Here is a 20,121-nt window from a genome sequence, read left to right on the forward strand (position 1 = left end):
ACCATAAAATTCTTTAAAACTCTTAAGAGTAACTGTATAGTCAATTTATTAATTATTTATTTAATGAACATTCAGATAACATATCGAAACTGAGTGTCTCGGATGAAAATGGATATTTCTGCGGAAAGTTCTTTTAAAAGGGCATGAGCCTGAGCATTTAATCCCAATCTGAGTATCATATTAAGAGCAAGGCTATTCAATAGGTCAACTATGAAGAATTCATTAAGAATAGTTTCCAGCCAATGTAGAAAAAAAAGCTGGAAAGGAGGGTGCTTATTTGAGGTAAAACAAACTAAGTTTCTTTGTCCCAATCGATCCAATTGTTTCATCATCTGTAAACGAAGAAGACGGTTTTTTCCAAAATGAGCGTGATAATCTTGTGCATTTTCTAAATGTCTTTGTTGTAAATTAGAAAGCTCAATATTCAATTCACCTGAAATCCCTCTTATTACTTCTGAAATATTAAAATGAATTGTATAGGCTTGTTCAATTGAATCAAGAAGGCTTTGGAAAAGTTTTTTTAAGTCATAGACCACTTCACTTGTTGTATCGTCAGTATTTTGGAAACGACATCCCCCAAACAAAATAAGAGGCTCACGATTAGGAAAATCATTTTGATAATATAAAAAAGTTCTAGGTTCCTCAATAATAGCCATCGTGCTTGATTTATACTTGTGTGCATTCTTTTTGAAAGTATCTGAAAAATCTATCAGCATTTCTCCATGAATAATATTCAACTTTTCAAATCTACATCAATATTTTGAATTTTCTAAAATAATTGTACAAATTTGAAAGGATTGAATCCTTTTATTCAATCCAGAACTTTTATCTATTAGTGAATAAAAAAATTCAATCATGTTAACTGGTATTCATTTCTTATTAACTATGACCTGCAATTTTGAATGTAATCATTGTTTCTTGTATTGTAGTCCAAATTTTGAGGGAACTTTTACCCTAAGTCAGTTGAGAGCTGTTCATGAAGAAATGAGCAAAATTGGGACAATTGAGATGGTTTATTATGAAGGAGGGGAGCCATTCCTTTATTATCCTGTGATGCTCGAAGGAATTAAAATGTCTCATGAGAAGGGATTTAAGACTGGTGTTGTCTCGAACTCGTACTGGGCAACTTCTGAGGAAGATGCAGAGCTATGGTTGAAACCTCTCCTTGATCTAGGAATATCAGATGTAAGTATAAGTAATGATGTCTTTCATCATGGAGAAGCTGTGGTGAATCCAGCTACTAGAGCTTTAACTGCATTAAAGCGTCTGAATATCACTAGTGGGGATATATGTATCCAAGCACCATCATTAGACTTAGAAAAAACCCAAGAAAAAGGTGAACCAGTGATTGGAGGCGGGGCAATGTTCAGGGGAAGAGCTGTTGAGAAACTAATTACAGATGAATTACCACGAAAGCATTGGGAAGTGTTCACAGAGTGTCCTTATGAAGAATTAGAAGCTCCTGCAAGAGTTCATCTTGATCCTCTTGGAAATATTCATCTTTGTCAAGGACTAAGTATGGGAAATATGTGGGAAGTTCCTCTTGCAGAACTAGTAAAAATTTATGATGCAATGGCACATCCTATCTGTGGACCTCTCGTAAAGGGGGGCCCTGCAGAATTAGCAAGAAAATATAATCTTGAGCATGAGGAACAATATGTTGATGCTTGTCACTTTTGTTACTTGATGCGAAAAGCTCTAATTGATAAATTCCCTGAATACTTAGCTCCTAGACAAGTGTACGGATTTAATGAGTAACCATTCCCAAGTAATAATGTATATCTTTGCAGGTTTCTCCTATATTTAATCAGTTCTTTCTTGATCTTGAACTTAGAAATTAGTCTACTTTTCAATTCTTCTTTTCAACCACAGAATAAATATTTTCTTTCTTCCTTCAACAATTATCATAAACTGAGTTCATATTTTTCTTCGACATGAAGGATTCTTTTCTACCAACCTAAGAATTAATCATGATCTATTCCTTTCATATGATAGGTCAATAAATACATTTTTTTAATTAAATATAAAAAAAAATTTTAAAAAATAAATTAATAAAATAATTATTTCAGCCATACAAATCAGATATTTAACTGTAATTAGTTGGAAGTAGTATGTTTTTCAGGATTTTGAGAAAATCTTTTCTAAAAAGAAAAGGTAAAGTAATTATTGCAATAATAGCTGTTATAATGGGAGCAAGTATACCTTCAGCTATGTTAACAGTATCACTAGACATCAATGAGAAGATAGGTGCTGAATTTCGAAAATTTGGAGCTAATTTATTAATTGTTCCAAAATCAGACACAATAGATGTCGGAATTGGAGATATCAGCCTTTCAAGTATTACAAACCAACGTTATATCAATGAATCTGATATATATAAAATAAAAGAAATCAATTGGTCTAGGAATGTACTAGGATACTCCCCTTTTCTATACCAAGTGATAACAGCAAGTGCTAATGGACAAGAGCAACAAGTTGTGCTAACAGGAACATGGTTTGATAAAAACATAACATTAAAGGGAGGTGAAACATTCACCACAGGTGTAAAGCGAATCAATAGTTGGTGGTGGAACATTAAAGGGGATTGGATTAACGATCTTGATTCGCTAGGTTCTGAGTATTTTGAATGCATGATTGGTAGAACCGTTGCTGAAAAAATGAATTTAAAACTAGAGGATACATTTACAATAACATATAACCAAGAAAATACAATTATGCTTGAAGTAAAAGGGATAATTACAACAGGGGGAACAGAAGATAATCATATTTTTTTACCTTTATTTATAGTCCAAAATCTTAGTCTTCATCAAAACAAAATTCATACAGTTCAGGTAAGCGCTTTATGCACTGGTTGTCCAATTGAAACTATAGCTTCCGAAATTGAAGCTGAAATTAGCTATATTGAAGCTAAAACGATTTTACAGATGATAAATACTGAAATGAATATGCTAAGTAAGATTGAAATGATGATGGGGATTGTTACAATCATAGCATTATTAGCTACAATTCTTGGAGTTAGTACAACTCTTACTACCTCTGTATTGGAACGAAGAACTGAAATAGGATTAATGAAAAGCATTGGTGCCGAAAATCGGAAAATTGCCATATTATTTTTCTCTGAATCGTTAATTATCGGAATTCTGGGAGGTTTCTTGGGTTTTATTTTTGGGATAATTGGTGCTCAATTTGTTGGAATGATTGTTTTCCAATCATTAGTATCTCCTCAACTTATAGTACTTCCAATAATTGTTGGAATCTCGAGTAGTGTATCATTAATTGCTTCTTTACTACCCGTTAGAAGAGCAATGCAAATTGAACCTGTTACAATTCTAAGAGGAGATTGAAGAAAATCGGATTCATTGAAACTCAAAATTTAACAAAGATTTATGATAGAAATACGCAGGCATTAAGTAATGTAAGTATTTCTTTGGAAAAGGGAGACTGGACATCTATCATAGGCCCTTCTGGATCGGGAAAAACCACTTTATTAAATTTAATTAGTTGTTTAGATAAACCAACAAAGGGCGAAATAATGATTGATGGAATTATTGTCTCAAACCTTGATCTATCACGTCTCACTAAGTTTAGACGAGAAAATTTCGGTTTAATCTTTCAACACCACTATTTGGTCCCTTATTTAAGTGCTGTAGAAAATGTAATGTTAGCAATGTATTATCATAGCACTGTAGATGAAAATAAGGCAGTTAAAGCTTTAGAAAAGGTTGGTCTTAATCATCGATTAAACCATAAGCCATCAAAATTGTCTGGGGGTGAACAACAACGGGTATGTATTGCTCGAGCACTTATCAATAATCCTCAAATCTTAATGGCAGATGAACCTACTGGGAATTTAGATCAAAAAAATGGATGTAAAGTTTTAGATTTAATAAAACAGTTACACGAGGAAGGACATACTATTCTTCTTGTGACTCATAATATGGAAATCGCAAGACTAGGTAATCGTATTTTACAAATTATTGATGGAAAAGTAACGAATAATCATCAAACATATGGAGAATAAAAAATTGACTGAAAAAACAAAATTACCACAATCAGAATCTCATTCGCAACAAAATGGACAAAAATTTAGCAATAAACAGTTTTTCTTTACAATAATTATAATTACAATTTTAAGCACCGTTTTCATCCTTTCCATGCAAGGAAACAATGCAACATCACTCAAAGCTCCTATTTCAGGCGAAAATATTAAAATAAAGGTCTCTTCTATAAGTGAACAGGCTAAATATTATTATTATGATAAAGATAGTGTACGGATTAAGTTTTTTGTGGTAATAGGATATGATAATAAAATTCATGTCGCGTTTGATGCCTGTGATGTCTGTTATGCAGAGAAAAAAGGTTATAAACAAATGGATGCCATCATGGTATGCAATAATTGTGGGAAACAATATAACATTGTTGGAATAGGCACAGACAATCTTACAGGAGGCTGTTGGCCCTCTTATCTTCCACTTACTATTTCAACAGATGCTATTTACATCAAGATTACTGATATTATCGATAAAAAATATCTGTTTGTATAATTTAATCAGGAAGTTTTTTGATGCTTACATTTCTACTCCTTTTGTTATCATCTGAGATATTTTGTTCAATAAGATATTCTTTCAACGTAAAGATATAGTATGAAAAGAAATATTGCAGTTTAATGCCCTGATAATAAGTAGTGTATCAAATAGAGATTCTTTTCTTGTTATTTCAGAGTCTTTATAAACTCCAAGGAAATTTTTTGTAGATAATAATTCCCCTGAGTTATAATCAAATCCAATACACTGTTATCGCTTTGATCTCTTTTGGTTTCATAATTATTAGTTTTTATTTACATTCAAAATGACTAAATTTTGGATGTATTTTATGTTTTACTTTCTATTTTCTTTTAAAAATGAAACTGTTGGTCAAAAAACCTCCAGAATTCTATTATAGCAAGTTAGAATTCTTAAATATTTATTATAAAATTTTAACTTTTCTATTTCTCTGCCTAGATAGAAAATTATAAATTCAAGGGAAGGGTCTTTAATTATCACTATACGACTGAAAGAAAGATATTAAGAAGAAATTGAGACTATTAGTATGAAAAAGGAAGGAACTTTCCTATCTGGGATCATTCTGATCTTATGTCTATTTTTTCTATTAATCACTGTTAAATATCTCCATATCAATAGTATTAATAATCATGATAGCAATGATGAGTATTTAACAAGACAAGGTATAGAATCTTTATTAGGAGAAGAAAAGTCCTTTCAAGACGGTTTATCAAATTATTCACTTGATTTAGAATTAAATACTCAATATCATTATATTAGTGGAACAATGACCTTTGATTTTAAAAATACAGAAGAAATTAGTCTTGATAAATTATATTTCCATTTATTTCCGAATGCATCAGAATATGAGGAAGAACCAGGTTATATCATTATCAAATCAGTAAAAACCAGTGATAAACTTCAGGATCTTTCATATTATCTAGGTTACCAATTACTGAATGTCACACTTCCTCAACCAGTCACTTCTCAAGAATCCTATTCACTTTGGATAGAATTCGAAACTTATATAACAAATAATCAATCGTATCGCCTAACCTATGGAAATGAGCCCGAAAAAGGTCTTGTCTATGCGCTTTGTACTTATTACCCAATCCTAGCAGTTTATGATATTACTGGTTGGAATCTTGAGCCACAGTATTTCATAGGGGACCCATATTATTCTGATATAGCTAACTATTTTGTCAATCTAACCGTTCCAACTGGGTATAAAGTGGCCTCTTCAGGTCAACTAACAGCACAGATAGATCTTAATACTCAACAAAAATATCAGTTTCAACTATTAAAAGCAAGAGACTTTAGTTTCGCGGTAAGCCCTGATTTTATATTTGAATCAGGATCTCATGGGACAACAGACATATTTATCTATTATCTTCCATTTGTTTCTGAAAATTGGACCGTTAGTGCATTAGATTACGCTCAATACTCATTAGAGCTCTTTACGAATTTATATGGTCCGTACCCTTATCCTACACTCACTGTTGCTTCAACATATGGATTTTATGGAGGAATGGAATGGCCGGGTTTAGTATATATCCAAGCAGGTTATCCATGGGTCGAAACAACAATTGCACATGAAATCTGCCATCAATGGTTTTATGCAATAGTAGGAAATGATCAATTAGATGAAGGATTTTTAGATGAAGGTATTGTATGTTACAATCATTGGTATTACACTGAAGAACGATATAACTGGAAAGGCTTTTTTGATGAACATCTATGGAGAACAGCCGAAACAAGTAATACTACAAGCTTTCCAGAAGGATTAGTCATAAATCGCTCAATCAATGAGATTATTGAGCGAGGATTAGATCCCCAATATTATTGGGAGACCGCTTATCACAAAGCTCCGGCAGTATATCACCTTCTTCGGACTTATATTGGCGATCAATTTTTTTTTAATGCTCTACAACGCTATTACTCCCTTTATAGTTTTGAAATAGCTACTTTCCAAGATCTTATTGATTGTTTCAATTATTATACCAATATCAACTGGTTTCTTCCATGGTTTAACGAAGGTTTTATACCTGAAATTGAAATACACTCGTTTGGTTTGCGTGAATCAATTGATGGTAACAATTATTGTCTTTCAATTACACTCAAACAAAATGGTTCCTCTATTTATCCAACAATAATCCCTTTTCTTGTCTCTTTTTCTGATAAACCAAATATTCTAATCTGGATTTGGTGTAATGATTCTTCACCAATTACTTTTCATAAAACATTTCCTGAAAAGCCAGTGAGTATCTCAATAGATCCAAATAGTGGTTATTTGTACTCTTTAACACTCCTCCTGATGAATCCATTAATCTTAGAACCTACCACTACTTCTAGTAGAACCACTGGATTTATCTTCTCAATGTCTATTCTAGTATTAGTAGTAGTTTTTCTAATGAGAAAAAGGACAAAATGAAACTAAAAAAATTAAGGACTTCAATTTCTGTTAACCATAATTAATTCTATCAAATCAAATTCTAATTTATCAATGGGATAAATTTATCCTACATGACTGCAAGGAGAAGAGACCTAGAAAATCTAATAATTGATTAGCATTTAATAAATTCTTTTGAAAAGATCTTACTTAATCAATTGGGGAATAATTACATATTTACTTGCTGAGATATCTTTCCTTGTTAGCTCTTTTAGAAATTTATAATACTCTTTTTCTGCTTTGGCAATTCTTAAAAGAATTTCAGAATTATGAGTATCCTTTACAATGGAGGCTAGCTTCTTATAAATATAATAGCTTGTGATTTCATCCTTTTGAGCACTGATTAAAGCTTTTTTTGTGGTTTTGTCAATAATTGTCATATAATTCGCCATAAATTTAATTTTAAGATTTAATTTAATCCTTCTGTAGTCATCTGATTATAAATCTGAGCTATAATTCCTCATGTTTAAGTTCTTCAACACCCTGTTTAAAAGTTGGTACAGGTTGTATTAAGTTTGAAACAGGCTGTTCGACAGTCTAGGTTTTTATAATTAAATTTCTTGATATTAAGTGTCCTAAAAACACTTTTACGGAGTGTAATAATATTATGAATAAAAATATACTGCTTGCAACATTGAGTGGGGCGTTTTTAGCCATAGTTCTATTTACCGTCGCTTTTAGTTTATTGGATCCTAGGTTTATTAATCCGAATTATCCTGAATACAACTCTCCTCCAACTATTGATGGAACAGCAGCCAAATTCAAGATAACAGCACCCGTTTCTACTAGTTTTAGTCAATATATTCCATATGACCTCTCCTATAAGCCAAGTGTCCCCTATACTCAAATAAAATCAGATTTATCCAATGTAGATCTACAGGGATTGTCTATTAGTCAGACAACTAAAACTCAGTTAGCTACTTATGGATTCTCCTTAGTAGATGAGGAAATTGATGACATTTATAAGTTATATATTTCGCAGGAAGAAACACCCAAATTTATTACTACAGATTTATGTCTACATGCATATCATGTGTTATATGATATTAGTCTTCGCGTTCTAGAAGGAACTTATCTTAGTCCTGATTTTGAGATCATGCTTAATGCTTTACGAGATGATCAAATTTCTCAACGATCTTCAGCAACAGATTTAACTGTATTAGATGCCTTGGATCGCAATATTGCCTATCTTTCTGTTATGCTTTTTCTTTTAGATAACACAAGTTATCCTGTTCCAAGTTCAGTAGCTTCTCTAGTGAATGCGGAATTGCAGAATATAGAAGCAGGAAATTTCGCTACTTCAGCCATTTTTGGTTATAATGAGGATTATTCTCAATATAAAGTCCGTGGGCATTATACTCGGAATGATCTCCTCGCCAAGTACTTCAAAGCCATGATGTATGCTGGCCGAATGGGTTTCCTACTTCAAAGCCCAACGGGTGAGATTGAGATGGGAATTGAGCATACACGAATGAGTATGCTATTAATTTCTTCATTTAATGTTTCAATTGGTCTGGATAATGTGTGGGATTATTGGGATCGAATTTATGAACCAACTGTATTTTATGTAGGTGCAAGTGACGATTTAACGCCTGCTGAATATTATCAGGTGTGGAAACAATATGGATCCCTCATGGGTGACGAGTTATCTGATGAATTAATGATATTAAATATTATCTCAACTTTAAAGGCTTCTCGAAATCCCCAAATTAATTCAATGCTAATTAATGAGATGTTTGAAATATCAAATGTAACTCAAGGATTTCGCTTAATGGGGCAACGGTTCATCCCTGACTCCTATATCTTTCAAAACTTAGTTCATACCGCAGTTCCAGGAAGATTTATGCCAAATGGTTTAGATATTTTGTCCGTGTTTGGAAGTTCACGAGCAGAAAAACATCTAGAAACTGAAAATAGCACTTATTCAGACTATAATGACCAAATTTTAAAACTTCGAGCTGAATTTGGTAATTTAACAGCTTATGATTGGACTCAGAACCTTTATTGGTTATGGCTTTATACACTATTTCCATTGCTTGAACCAGCAACTGAAGGATATCCTAGTTTTATGCTAAGTGACGCATGGACAGATAAAGCACTCATGACTACTCTAGGTTCTTGGGCTGAATTACGACACGATACTATCCTGTATGCAAAACAGTCATATACACAGTTCACTTCTATCCCAGAATTATTAAAGGGGTATGTCGAACCTTATCCCGAGGTTTATGCACGTTTAAGCAGTCTAGTCCAGATGATGAATAATGGCTTGGATACTAGAGGATTACTGGTTGATGCCTTTAAGAATAAGTTAACTCAAATAGAAGCTATTTTTGATCACCTTGTTGAAATTAGTATAAAAGAATTGGAAAATCAACCTTTAAGTGAGAGTGATTATTTCTTCATTAATCGAGCTGGTGAAGACATTGGTATGCTCGCTAGCTACAGTGATCCCGAGACTTCAAATTATACTTCAGAGGCTGACGATCGGATGGCTATCATCGCGGATGTACATACTGATCCGAATCTTGGCGAAGTCTTAGAAGTAGGCACAGGAAATGCATTTTCAATCTATGTGGTGGTTTCTGACTCCAATAGTCATCTTCGATTAACACGAGGAGGAACTTTCTCATACTATGAATTCAAAAATCCTTTAACTAATCGTTTAACAGATGAAGAATGGCACATTATGTTAGATACTAACCCTCCAGCTCTTCCAGCTTGGATTGTTTATAATCTCCCTCTCAGTTCAGACTCAGATATCATTGCTACCGTTATAAAAGAAGAGTAGGTATTGATACTCTTCTAATTTTTTCTTCCCCCTATTCTTTATTTATACCTACATAGAAAACTAGAAATATAAAATTCGGTAACTTTGAATTAGGGGGTTTTTTCGTGGCTGAACTATCCGAAGAGCTCTTACAAGGAAAGACACTACGGATCTATTGGTTTTTACTTGAACATCCAAATACTGGTATTCGAGAGATTGATCGTCAATTAACTCCCAAAGAAAAATAGAAAATAAATAGGTGCAAGGGCAATAATTATAATTGCCAGATTGGATTAGCTAGAGAATTGTGTAATTGGTAACTCTCATAAATCCTATGTTCGTATGTCATAAAGAAATTCGATTGCCCTTCAGTCCATCCTAACTTCCTTAACCGATCATTAAGATGATCCCAAAAAATATTTTTATAATTAAGACTTCTCTTCATTTCGGGGGATGGATATAAAAGATGATCAGATTCATAACCCATCAAGATTAGCTCGGAAAGAGCCAACGCATGGTATGGTGGGAGAGACACGATGGTATAATGTTTCGAAGGGACTCTCTGGTACCATGGAATGAGATCTCTGTCGGAGATATTTGATGATGAAAGGATTACCTTCTCGGTATAAAATAATTGCGAAATCCGAGATGGGAGAAATTGTAATAAAGACAATCGCCGCTTAAACTCTAGTCCATATTTATCGTTAATTGATTGTGCACGATAGACGAGCTCAGAGGTCATAATTTCATCTGGAAAAAAGTCTGGTGGGTTAATCATCGTCGAATCGGGTATAATTTCCTGAAAATCTCCTCCGTTCCGTAGAAAAGTCATAACTGATTGATCAACATCGACCCCTATTCTCTTCAACATATAGATATGAATTAAACCAATTTGATCCTTCATTTGGTCTATCATTGCAATGGTAACCATTTTCTTCATAATCTCCCAATTATTATGAAAATCTTTTCAACAAAGATCTCTTTGAATAATAATAAAATCCGTTGATATAGAACTGAAGGGAGATTTTCCATCATTTGTGATTCGAGAATCCATGTATCATACCCTTCAAGACATGATATCCAAAATGCGAGGCAAGTTGGTGCGATCTTATACAACTGAAAGAATGCATTTATTTCTGCGAAGTCCAACCGATTAGATGATGATAGAACAAGTGTTTCAAAATTTTCAAACTGGGGGTGTTCAATAGTTATAAAATAGTCGAGAAGTTCAATCCAGATCATTCTTTTGAAATAAGAACAACAATTAGGGTCAATTAAAATAGGTGTCAACTTCTCTATCCACTGGTGTAACCAATAATCAACAAACTCCTCAGCGGAATTAAAAAGCAATGGAATTAAAAAATTCTTACCTGCAATGAAACTAAATTTAGGATCTAAAAAAGTCCCACCAGTAGAATCAATCAAATACTTATAGGACTTCTTCCTAAATACCATATGATTCATATATGATCAAACCTCAAAATGTATAATTAAATATCCCAGTAAATTATGCATCTCTTTAATTATTTCATTAAAAATTATAAAGAAATTTTATATCATTAATTTCGAACATATATTTTGAATCAATATGATTAATTAAAGTATCTTAACAAAATAAAGGTGGATTAAGAATTTTTCGTATAGAAGCACCACGTGGTCCAGCATTAATAAGATTTTGGGTATTTTGTGCAATTATTTGTTTTAGCATTATAATACTAGGTTTTATTTTTAGTATTTTTTGTCGATATTGTTATTATCGAGCTAAACAATTATTATTTTCTTCAGATCCTCACCCCGATCTTCAGTTCTTTAATTCTCGTGCCAACTTACTTCTATATCTCAAGAATAACCTATTAAAACAGCAGAGTTTTTATGTTATTTGGATTATTTCAGTACTTGTAATGATGATATACATTGGAGGTCGTAATCTCTATCTATTATATTTACTTCCTGATCACATTAATATCCTTAATACTTGCACCAATTTTATTCTCACTCTATCTTTAGGATTTATTTTTACCTTTTCTTTTTGCTATTGTTATCACAGGGCTAAATGGTTATTCTCAAAGGATAATCGTCCTAACTTCCACTTCATTACCCCTCATGGTGAATTTATAGCTTTTATCCACATTAAAAACATTATATTAAGGAAATGGTATTTTTACATTATTTGGTTTTTAGTAACTCTACGTCTAATTATATTCATTATCGATATTTATAATTTTCTATTACCAGTAATTAGTTACTGATAGTGGATACGATGAAAGAAAATAATAAATAGTGTGAGAGGGGAACCCTATCAATGACTTAAGATCATTTGAAGTATTTCTTCTTCTTGGTAATAGTGTTCATAGATGATCTTCAATCCTTTGTTCTGTACTCTATTGTTTAAGTATTGATTTGCTGCATATCGGAAAATATTATCACATAATGTTTCATAGAGTTTCTTGACATTTCGATTATCCTTTGCACTTGTATCAAAGTATTGACATTCAATACTAGGATTGTTTAAAATTTCTGTAATATTTCTTGCTAATTTTTCGCCACGTTGAATAGGAACAGTCAATCCGTCAAATGCATCCCGTAGATCCGGAATGGAAAATGTTACGCAATTTCTAATGTGGAGCCCCGACAAAACTCAATGGTGGCATCTATCTCTTTCTCTGTTTCTGTAAGACCCCCAATAACTAGATTCTAGTATTTACTTTTATATATTATAGTGAGAGGTGTTCAAAACTTTTATCCCCGAATAGATGAAAGAGAGTGGGGATGAGAGTAATTTCCTGTTAAAAGGTTATATGAAACAAGAAGTAGATCACAAATTAAAGAAAAAAACGATCTCTATTACTAGCATGGAGGCATTAAAAATGCTGAAGTTAAAAACGATTCAGTCTCCTCAAGCTCACGAAACGAAAAACAATAAAATCAGGTGAAAAAGACGAACGAAGAATATTTTTTAGCCAGTCTCTTTTTTTCTTCTCCATTTCCTTTATTTAGTACCAACATAGAAAATAAGAAATATTCAAATCATTAGCTTTGGATTAGGGGTTTTTTTCGTGGTTGAAATATCTGAAGAGCTCTTACAAGGAAAGACACTAAGAATCTATTGGTTTTTGTTAGAACATCCAAATACTGGAATTCGAGAAATGGATCGTCAATTAGCTTTTAATTCTCCCTCAACAGTTCTTTATCATGTCAATAAATTATTTGATGCTGGATTAGTTAGAAAAGTTCAAGATAAATATTATATTGTTGAACCCATTAATAAAGGCATTTTCAGTTTATACTTAAAAATTGGTTCTCGCATGATTCCTCGGATTGTTTTTTATTTGTCATTCCTTATTGCAGCCTGCATTTTGTACTTCTGCATTGTTCTTACACGATCACCTACAATTGTTTACTTTGAGGATCTTTTTACAATTTTAATCATATTGCTTTGCATTTTCTTTTTTGCATTCGAAGCTTTCTGTATTTGGAAGATGAAACCCACTTAGTGTTTCACATGTTAAATTAATAGTTTTTATCTCGAATTTTCTCTCAAATCTTTAGATGAATTTATTAGTTGTTACAAATTTGGTCCAATTCATGTCTAATTATGCAGTACTCGGATTAGGAATGATGGGGTCGGCAATTTGCTATGATTTGTTGCATGATGATAATTCGCATGTATATGCTTTTGATGCTGATGAAAATCGTTTATCTCAGGCAAGTTCATTATTTTCTAGATCTAATAGGTTTTATTCTTTCCCCCTACAATTAAACGTAACCGATCCTCTCAATAATCATCCTTTAATTCAATTCATTCAAGAGAAAAATATTTCTCTTGTGTTTGGTGCGATTGATTATCGATATAACTACTATCTTTCACAGCTTTGTATTGCAGCAGGAGCACATTTTGTAGATTTGGGTGGAAATCCAGCAATCGTAAAAAAACAACGTACATTAGATCAATCAGCAAAAGATCACGAGATAACAATAATTCCTGATCTTGGTCTTGCCCCAGGTATGATTAATATCATTGCAGCTTATGCTATGACTAAATTTGACTTATTGTCGGATTGTCATCTTAGAGTAGGTGGTCTCCCTCAGAATCCTAAGACTTCACTTAATTACCAGCAAGTTTTTTCTATTAGAGGTTTAACAAATGAATATCTTGAAGATGCAGTTATTATTCGAGATCGAAAAATTAAAACCATTCCCTCTCTTACTGAAATTGAGATATTGACTTTTCCTGATCCCTGGGGGAAGTTAGAGGCATTTCAAACAGCAGGGGGATCCTCTTCTCTTCCAGAACTTTACGCTAGAAAAATTGATCATTTGACTTATAAAACAATTCGGTATCCTGGACATTGCCAATATTTCCAATTTTTAAAAGAATTTGGTCTCCTTTCATCTGAACCTCTAACTTTCAATCCAATTTTCACCCCAAGAGAAGTTATTGAATATTTTTTAGAAAAAAATCTTCCTCGTAATGAACCTGATGTTGTTCTTGCACGAATTGCAGTCTCAGGAAGCTTTCAAGGAAATAAGAAAGTACATATCTATGAATTAATAGATTATATGGATAAAAAAACAGGTTATTCTGCAATGGCGCGGACAACATCTTTTCCCACAAGTATTATAGGTCAATTTATTGTTAAAGGAGTAATAAGCCCATTTGGAGTCCTTTATGCAGAACAATCAGTTCCTTATGAATTATTTTTAGATGAATTAGCTAAACGTAACATCAAATTCATTTTTCGTGAGGAATCCATTTAGTATCCTTAATTCATTCCTTTCCCCTTTCCTTCAGAAGTAAGGAATTTTCCTCATCTTCTGAATCATGAAATAGGAAGAAGCCTCTCATTAATAAAAATTTCTAAGTCTTGAATTTTGCCTTTTAATTCCATTAATTGATCTTTTTTTAACTCACGATAAAGACTCCAAACAATGTCATAATTATTTTTAGTTCCTTCAAGTTCCCAGCGTCCAATTATCTCATGACCTAACCAGATTGATGGTCGAAGTTCGCCAGAAACATTCATTCCTTTGACCTTTGGATCCTCTGGAACTGGATCTGAGGGCCAGTAAAACCGTCTGTTTCGTGGAAATAACCGTATTTTCATTTCTTCACTAAGATACCATGAACGACTGATATAGGCTTTAGGAAAATGGTCTTCATATGGAAGTAAGAAAATTTCAGGGTTATAATCTTCATCCAATTCAAAAATTCGGTTATAATCTTGTTTGGTCATAATAGATTGTTCTTCTCCAATATTGAAGACTTCAAGATCAGATGAAATATTTTCAATAGTCTCTCGTATAAGTGTTTTAGTAAAATTAAAACACCATGCTATATCTTCAACTGTTACTGGACCAAAGATGCTAATATATTTTTTTGTTAGGTTTTGGATAGCTTCTGTTTCTGAATATTTTTTAAGATCAACCAAAGGCATCCATTGCTTGAATAAAGCATATGAAGTTAAATTACTTCGCGCATGACTCGCTGATGCCCTTATTACTAGACCTCGAGCCATTGCTAGGAATAATACTGGTCTAAAAATGGATTTCAAAGAGGGGAGGTGTTTATTTATTTCAGTTGTCTTTAAAGGACCTTCAGTCTCTAGTAAAGAACACAGCTGTTCAACACCCTCTTCTATTTTCTCAGGTCCAAGAGTTTTGATATATGAGTCATTCTGAGTTCTTCGAATATAATTGCCTTCTAATGCTTTTAATATCAGTGCAAGGTTATCTGAATGAACCACAAAATTAGTCGAACGAAATGCATTTATTCTAGCAAGACCTTTACCTGTATTAATGGCTTCAAAGATTGTTTTTGGATCATAATCACCGATTCGACTAAATAATGAAAGATATGGTGTCCAATAATCTGTTGAATGAAGTCCTAAAAGGTTATAAATTACATCAAAAATATTTGGAGCAGATTGGGTGACCAAGTACTGCTTGTAAAGTTTATTGTATCTGAACTTCTTGAAATTTATCCCTTTTTCCATCGATTAATCCTTCTTAATGTTTAACCATTCGGATTCTCCCCAATATGACCACTATTTCTATATTCTATCTTTCCTTCCCAATAGTAAACTTGAGAAAATCTTGTAATTCTTCTGCATGATGTCCAAGAACAACACAATGATGATTAGCAATTGATCTTTCAAAAAAATAATCAACAGGATCCTCTAGCTCAATCTCAATTTGAGTTCGACATGCTGACTCATTTGTCACATTCCTAACAACTCGTCCTTCTGAGACCCACCACTTGGATAAGTCAGAACCTCCAATTTTTACAACCGTTACCTCCTGTTGAGGAGAGAAGAATCCTTGAATGGCAACGCTTTTATCTGTTTCAAAATGTGTTTTAATGTTATAATTTTCTATCATTGTTCTAGGGACTGTACAATGAGCAAGATTTACGTGGTTTGTTTTTATATCCACATCTACAACATTACTCATAAAAACAGGTTTTTGGATTATTTTATTTACCAAAAACATTGTAAAGGTCGTTGGGATATCACCTTCACATCCTGCAATTAATCCTTGATCATTTAGATAGGAAAGAGCAAAGCAAGATGTAATCTCTGTTTTAACAACAAGAGTGAAGCATTCAACAGAGACAATGTCTAGCTGATATTTCTTAACTATAGTCTCTATAGTTTTTAATGCTAATTCCGCTTTCCTTACCTCTTCTTCTCCCACTTCACACTCTGAAGCTTGATCAAGAAAATTCTTCCCATTTTTACTTAATTCTCCTTGATTAACATTAATCCCATCAATTAATTCCTCAATAGGAATGTGAATGATTTCTATCCCCCAATATTTTTTTATCTTTTCTTCATCGACTTGTGAAGCAATTAGCCATTCAGATGACTTTCCTATTAAACCCATTCTTGAATTCTTAATTTTATCTAAAACAATATCGAAATATTTAATATTTTCAAGAAAATTACTAAGACCATGCGCTATTCTAACTTTTCTTCCCTGATCTTGAAGATACTCACGAACCTCCATTGCAGCAGGAAGAGAATTATTCAAGTCATAACTCAACAGAGAGATTGGTGAAATTAGATTAAGTTGATTTACAAAAGACACAATATCCTTCTCGGTTCCACCCGTTCCTACAAATAAGTACAATAAATGACCCTGTAGTTCCAATTGCTGATTTAAATAATCTAAAGGATGTTTAATTTGAATATTTTTAATTTCAAACTGTTTAAGGACAATTTTTTGCATTTCTTTAGAAGAGAGCGGAGAGAAAAAAGGCACAATAAAAATTCCCAAATAATATACTTCCTGTGTTTAAAAAAATATTTTCAACATGCTATTTTTAATTCATCCGCTCAATTCACTGAGGTTATTTTTTGGAATTTTATTCAAATATTGGAATAACATACCGAAAAGGAGAAGCTAAGAAGAATAGAAGATAACTATCTAAATCTAAGTGATCTAGAGTTAGATCTTCTTCTTTACCAAAATCAAAATTTTCTAAAAACCTTCCAGATTGCTATCTCACAAATAAGAAATGGAGCTGAATAATTGACATGAATGAAATAGAAACATCAATTTCAAAACCTGCAGTGATTTTTGGAGTTATCATTGGTATAGCCGTGAATTGGCTTGCATTATATTTAAATATCATTTTAGGATTAATTTCTATTGGTATCTCGAGTTTTGTAGTTTTACTTCTTACACGTACTTTTTTCCGTCGCAAAGCTACTGCTGAAAATTTAGCTTTAGTCTCCATCGCTTATGGGGCTACTAGTGCCGCGGAAGCCAGTATTGGCCTTTTATTCATCATATGGCTCTATCAAAATGCTGCCTCATTCGGTTTAGGTTTTTCTGCGCCAACTTGGCTGCTACCAAGCGATCTAATTTTAACTGATCGAGTAATTTTTAGTTTAGAATGGATAGTACCATTATTAACTCATTATTTTTTGATGTTTATTCCAGGAATTACAGGTTTAATTTTAGGGATTTATTTAGCTCCACGCTTTATTCATCGAGACAAAGAATATCCTTTTCCAGGTACAATCCAAGCAATTAAATCTGTTGAAGTCCTTGTTACCAATGAAAGATCAAAAGTTCAACTTTTCATTCGTTTCCTTTTCATTGGATTTCTTATTGCAGTAATCACACTAATTTTCTTACCTTCACTTGATGTTTCTAATTCTAACACTGGAATGATTTTTGGATTATATTTAGGTACTATTGGAGTAACCATGTTCGCTGTAGGGCTTATTATCAATCAACCAAAAATAACTATTCCCATAGGAATATCATCCGTTATTCTATATACCTTAATTAGTCCTCTTGTATTAGATTTTCCAGATTTTCAGAATAAAGTAGCTCTGGGACAATATCAACCTGATTTTTTTGGTTTATACTCATATTTACTTCAAAACACATTTTTATCTTTCCTAATTGGATTTATACTCTCTGCAGCTTTATTATCCCCCATTGTATGGAACTTAATTAAAAAAATCATAAAAAAGAACAATAAAAAAGTAGGTACTACCATTCAATCAGAAAAGTATGAAAATAATTCAATGGTATCAACACAACCTGAGCCAACAATTGAAATCCAGAAAAAAAAGAACTTTTTCTTAATAAGAAAACGAGACATCATAATCTCATCTATTTATCTCCTAGCACTTTTACTTTCTACTGGTTTTGTCATTCTGTTGGATATTTTACCAGGAACAGATCTCTTAATCATTCTTCTTTTACTTTTCTGGATTCTTTTACTGGGATCATTTATTCAAGGCATTTTAACTGTTTCAACTGTAGCTAAAAGCTCAACAGCAGTTGTTCCACCCTTTATTTTTGATAATATCCCCATTTTTTTAACTGGAGCACGTGGATTTCTTCCATACATCGCAACTCCTAAAGCAGAAGTTGGGGAAACTATTGGGGTGGTTTCTGCCTTAAAATTTGGCCAAAAAATGAAACTGTCTCAAAAGCATGTTTTAATAGCATACTTTGCAGGTTATTTAGTAGCAGCTCTTTCTACTCCCTTTTTTGCACTTTTTCTTTGGAGCGCATTAGGAATTGGAACAGCTGCCTTACCTGCTCCAGCGTTTCCAATTTACATCTCAATGATTGGTCCATTTGCTGCAGGTTCAATCGAACTATTTGTTAATATAGCTGAAGTTCTTATCGGTGCAATTTCAGCTTTATTTTTTCCAGGAATTGGTATTAGCCTAGCAATTGGTATGTTTTTTCCTCCTCATATGGCTTTATGCTTATCTTTAGGAGGAATAACAGCACTACTTCTTGAACGACATAGAGGAAAAGAATGGATGAAATCAAGAGGAGCAATTGCTGCAACTGCACTTTCTGTTGGAGCAACCTTAACTGTTCCTATCTTAATCCTATTAAATCTTCTTGCTTAATTTTTCCTCATAGAATTTAAATCAAAACTCAATAAAAAAGGAATTTCTCTCCCCACAATTTCATTTATACAAATTTATGCTATTATCGGTTAGCCAATTGCCTTAATCTTAATATTCTCTCTTCGATAGGTGGATGAGTGGAAAATAATCCTGCAAAACTCTTCGCAGAAAGAGGATTTGTGATATACAAATGGCTTAAACTTGGATTTGGTGCAGGACTTCTTTGATTATAATAAGCTCGAGAGTAAGATCCAAGTTTTCCAAGAGCATTTGCCAATCCTATTGGATTTCTAGTAATTTTTGCTGCTTCCTTATCAGCAGCATACTCTCGATTTCGTGAAATTGCTAATTGAATTAAAATTGCAGCAATAGGAGCAACAATCCAAGTGACAAGTAAAGCTAAAGGATTGATGTTATCACGATCTGAATAACTGAACCAGATTGCCATTCGTGAGATAAACATGATTGCTGAAGCAAACATAGCTGCTGTGGTTTGAATAAGAGTATCCCAATGTTTGACATGGCTCAATTCATGTGCAATGACTCCATCCAGTTCTTCTGAGGACATAATATTTAGAAGACCAGTATGCACTGCAATAACTGCTTTCTTAGGAGATCTTCCTGTAGCAAATGCATTTGGTGTAGGATTTTGTACAAGTGCCACTCGAGGCATTGGAACATTGGCTGCATGAGCTATACGTTCTACTCTTACATATAACTGGGGAGCTTGATTTTCATTAATGATTTGAGCTCCAGTCATAGCTAGAACGAGAGAGTCAGAAAACCAATATGATAGAAATACAAAAACTCCAGAGAATATAAGAAATACTAGAGGATGAACATTGAAAATTATCGAGATAACGTATAATATCCCGATTAAAATTGTGAATAATAATCCTGTTTTAAATAAATTACCAATATCCATGAAAACACCTCAATTTTGGGTAAATAAACTTGAATTTCTTTCACACTACA

The 20,121-nt window shown here is 32.9% G+C and carries 18 protein-coding genes; 10 read left to right on the plus strand and 8 right to left on the minus strand.

The window, feature by feature from the left end; all coding sequences use genetic code 11:
• Positions 1 to 71: 71 nt before the first annotated feature.
• Positions 72 to 716, minus strand: a complete 645-nt coding sequence (locus ACWVCY_RS03910) for a hypothetical protein (protein ID WP_455140428.1) — start codon at positions 714 to 716, stop codon at positions 72 to 74.
• Positions 717 to 885: 169 nt separating this feature from the next.
• On the opposite strand from ACWVCY_RS03910, the gene ACWVCY_RS03915 reads away from it, so the two are divergent.
• The 5 genes from ACWVCY_RS03915 (at position 886) to ACWVCY_RS03935 (ending at position 6,972) form a co-directional block, all read left to right on the plus strand.
• Complete coding sequence (locus tag ACWVCY_RS03915) at positions 886 to 1,758, plus strand: radical SAM protein (RefSeq protein ID WP_455140493.1); 873 nt, start codon at positions 886 to 888, stop codon at positions 1,756 to 1,758.
• A 353-nt stretch (positions 1,759 to 2,111) separates the two neighbouring features.
• Positions 2,112 to 3,344 carry an ABC transporter permease gene (locus ACWVCY_RS03920; RefSeq protein WP_455140430.1) on the plus strand — a complete coding sequence of 411 codons (1,233 nt, stop codon included), beginning with the start codon at positions 2,112 to 2,114 and terminating at the stop codon, positions 3,342 to 3,344.
• Positions 3,345 to 3,349: 5 nt separating this feature from the next.
• The gene (locus tag ACWVCY_RS03925; protein WP_455140495.1) at positions 3,350 to 4,021 is read left to right on the plus strand and encodes an ABC transporter ATP-binding protein; all 672 of its coding nucleotides are present in this window, start codon (positions 3,350 to 3,352) and stop codon (positions 4,019 to 4,021) included.
• A 4-nt stretch (positions 4,022 to 4,025) separates the two neighbouring features.
• A complete protein-coding gene (locus ACWVCY_RS03930) occupies positions 4,026 to 4,544 on the plus strand; it encodes a Fe-S-containing protein (RefSeq protein ID WP_455140432.1) in 519 nt (172 codons plus the stop codon).
• A 544-nt stretch (positions 4,545 to 5,088) separates the two neighbouring features.
• On the plus strand, positions 5,089 to 6,972 hold the full coding sequence (locus tag ACWVCY_RS03935; RefSeq protein WP_455140433.1) for a M1 family metallopeptidase: 1,884 nt from the start codon (positions 5,089 to 5,091) through the stop codon (positions 6,970 to 6,972).
• Between the two features lie 164 nt (positions 6,973 to 7,136).
• Here ACWVCY_RS03935 and ACWVCY_RS03940 read toward each other — a convergent pair whose 3' ends face one another.
• Positions 7,137 to 7,370: a hypothetical protein gene (locus tag ACWVCY_RS03940; protein ID WP_455140435.1), complete on the minus strand. Its 234-nt coding sequence runs from the start codon at positions 7,368 to 7,370 to the stop codon at positions 7,137 to 7,139.
• A 227-nt stretch (positions 7,371 to 7,597) separates the two neighbouring features.
• On the opposite strand from ACWVCY_RS03940, the gene ACWVCY_RS03945 reads away from it, so the two are divergent.
• Together ACWVCY_RS03945 and ACWVCY_RS03950 are read left to right on the plus strand one after the other, a co-directional pair.
• The gene (locus ACWVCY_RS03945) at positions 7,598 to 9,781 is read left to right on the plus strand and encodes a DUF3160 domain-containing protein (protein ID WP_455140436.1); all 2,184 of its coding nucleotides are present in this window, start codon (positions 7,598 to 7,600) and stop codon (positions 9,779 to 9,781) included.
• A gap of 104 nt (positions 9,782 to 9,885) precedes the next feature.
• Positions 9,886 to 10,008 (plus strand): hypothetical protein, encoded by a 123-nt coding sequence (locus tag ACWVCY_RS03950; RefSeq protein ID WP_455140437.1) that lies wholly within the window; start codon positions 9,886 to 9,888, stop codon positions 10,006 to 10,008.
• Positions 10,009 to 10,034: 26 nt separating this feature from the next.
• Here ACWVCY_RS03950 and ACWVCY_RS03955 read toward each other — a convergent pair whose 3' ends face one another.
• The 3 genes from ACWVCY_RS03955 to ACWVCY_RS03965 form a co-directional block, all read right to left on the minus strand.
• The gene (locus ACWVCY_RS03955) at positions 10,035 to 10,691 is read right to left on the minus strand and encodes a hypothetical protein (protein WP_455140439.1); all 657 of its coding nucleotides are present in this window, start codon (positions 10,689 to 10,691) and stop codon (positions 10,035 to 10,037) included.
• Positions 10,692 to 10,696: 5 nt separating this feature from the next.
• Entirely contained in the window at positions 10,697 to 11,224 is a 528-nt protein-coding gene (locus ACWVCY_RS03960; protein ID WP_455140440.1) for a hypothetical protein, read from the minus strand.
• 835 nt (positions 11,225 to 12,059) lie between these two features.
• Complete coding sequence (locus ACWVCY_RS03965; protein ID WP_455140442.1) at positions 12,060 to 12,395, minus strand: hypothetical protein; 336 nt, start codon at positions 12,393 to 12,395, stop codon at positions 12,060 to 12,062.
• Positions 12,396 to 12,816: 421 nt separating this feature from the next.
• On the opposite strand from ACWVCY_RS03965, the gene ACWVCY_RS03970 reads away from it, so the two are divergent.
• On the plus strand, positions 12,817 to 13,254 hold the full coding sequence (locus ACWVCY_RS03970) for a hypothetical protein (RefSeq protein WP_455140444.1): 438 nt from the start codon (positions 12,817 to 12,819) through the stop codon (positions 13,252 to 13,254).
• A 91-nt stretch (positions 13,255 to 13,345) separates the two neighbouring features.
• The gene (locus tag ACWVCY_RS03975; protein WP_455140446.1) at positions 13,346 to 14,518 is read left to right on the plus strand and encodes a saccharopine dehydrogenase family protein; all 1,173 of its coding nucleotides are present in this window, start codon (positions 13,346 to 13,348) and stop codon (positions 14,516 to 14,518) included.
• A 62-nt stretch (positions 14,519 to 14,580) separates the two neighbouring features.
• Here the strand turns inward: ACWVCY_RS03975 and ACWVCY_RS03980 are convergent, their stop codons facing one another.
• Both ACWVCY_RS03980 and ACWVCY_RS03985 read right to left on the minus strand, forming a co-directional pair.
• Complete coding sequence (locus ACWVCY_RS03980; protein WP_455140447.1) at positions 14,581 to 15,753, minus strand: DNA glycosylase AlkZ-like family protein; 1,173 nt, start codon at positions 15,751 to 15,753, stop codon at positions 14,581 to 14,583.
• Between the two features lie 64 nt (positions 15,754 to 15,817).
• Positions 15,818 to 17,035, minus strand: a complete 1,218-nt coding sequence (locus ACWVCY_RS03985) for a hypothetical protein (RefSeq protein WP_455140449.1) — start codon at positions 17,033 to 17,035, stop codon at positions 15,818 to 15,820.
• A 260-nt stretch (positions 17,036 to 17,295) separates the two neighbouring features.
• Between ACWVCY_RS03985 and ACWVCY_RS03990 the strand changes: the two genes are divergently transcribed.
• The gene (locus ACWVCY_RS03990; RefSeq protein ID WP_455140450.1) at positions 17,296 to 19,146 is read left to right on the plus strand and encodes an OPT/YSL family transporter; all 1,851 of its coding nucleotides are present in this window, start codon (positions 17,296 to 17,298) and stop codon (positions 19,144 to 19,146) included.
• An 82-nt stretch (positions 19,147 to 19,228) separates the two neighbouring features.
• Here ACWVCY_RS03990 and ACWVCY_RS03995 read toward each other — a convergent pair whose 3' ends face one another.
• A complete protein-coding gene (locus ACWVCY_RS03995; RefSeq protein WP_455140451.1) occupies positions 19,229 to 20,071 on the minus strand; it encodes a zinc metalloprotease HtpX in 843 nt (280 codons plus the stop codon).
• Positions 20,072 to 20,121: the final 50 nt, after the last annotated feature.

The sequence above is a fragment of the Candidatus Hodarchaeum mangrovi genome, assembly GCF_975850365.1.

What these genes read in the sequence shown, in the direction of transcription:
- ACWVCY_RS03995 (WP_455140451.1), bottom strand. Translation starts at nt 20,071, where the DNA reads ATGGATATTGGTAATTTATTTAAAACAGGATTATTATTCACAATTTTA.
- ACWVCY_RS03955 (WP_455140439.1), bottom strand. Translation starts at nt 10,691, where the DNA reads ATGGTTACCATTGCAATGATAGACCAAATGAAGGATCAAATTGGTTTA.
- ACWVCY_RS03960 (WP_455140440.1), bottom strand. Translation starts at nt 11,224, where the DNA reads ATGAATCATATGGTATTTAGGAAGAAGTCCTATAAGTATTTGATTGAT.
- ACWVCY_RS03910 (WP_455140428.1), bottom strand. Translation starts at nt 716, where the DNA reads ATGCTGATAGATTTTTCAGATACTTTCAAAAAGAATGCACACAAGTAT.
- ACWVCY_RS03990 (WP_455140450.1), top strand. Translation starts at nt 17,296, where the DNA reads ATGAATGAAATAGAAACATCAATTTCAAAACCTGCAGTGATTTTTGGA.
- ACWVCY_RS03935 (WP_455140433.1), top strand. Translation starts at nt 5,089, where the DNA reads ATGAAAAAGGAAGGAACTTTCCTATCTGGGATCATTCTGATCTTATGT.
- ACWVCY_RS03945 (WP_455140436.1), top strand. Translation starts at nt 7,598, where the DNA reads ATGAATAAAAATATACTGCTTGCAACATTGAGTGGGGCGTTTTTAGCC.
- ACWVCY_RS03915 (WP_455140493.1), top strand. Translation starts at nt 886, where the DNA reads ATGACCTGCAATTTTGAATGTAATCATTGTTTCTTGTATTGTAGTCCA.
- ACWVCY_RS03980 (WP_455140447.1), bottom strand. Translation starts at nt 15,753, where the DNA reads ATGGAAAAAGGGATAAATTTCAAGAAGTTCAGATACAATAAACTTTAC.
- ACWVCY_RS03920 (WP_455140430.1), top strand. Translation starts at nt 2,112, where the DNA reads ATGTTTTTCAGGATTTTGAGAAAATCTTTTCTAAAAAGAAAAGGTAAA.
- ACWVCY_RS03940 (WP_455140435.1), bottom strand. Translation starts at nt 7,370, where the DNA reads ATGACAATTATTGACAAAACCACAAAAAAAGCTTTAATCAGTGCTCAA.
- ACWVCY_RS03975 (WP_455140446.1), top strand. Translation starts at nt 13,346, where the DNA reads ATGTCTAATTATGCAGTACTCGGATTAGGAATGATGGGGTCGGCAATT.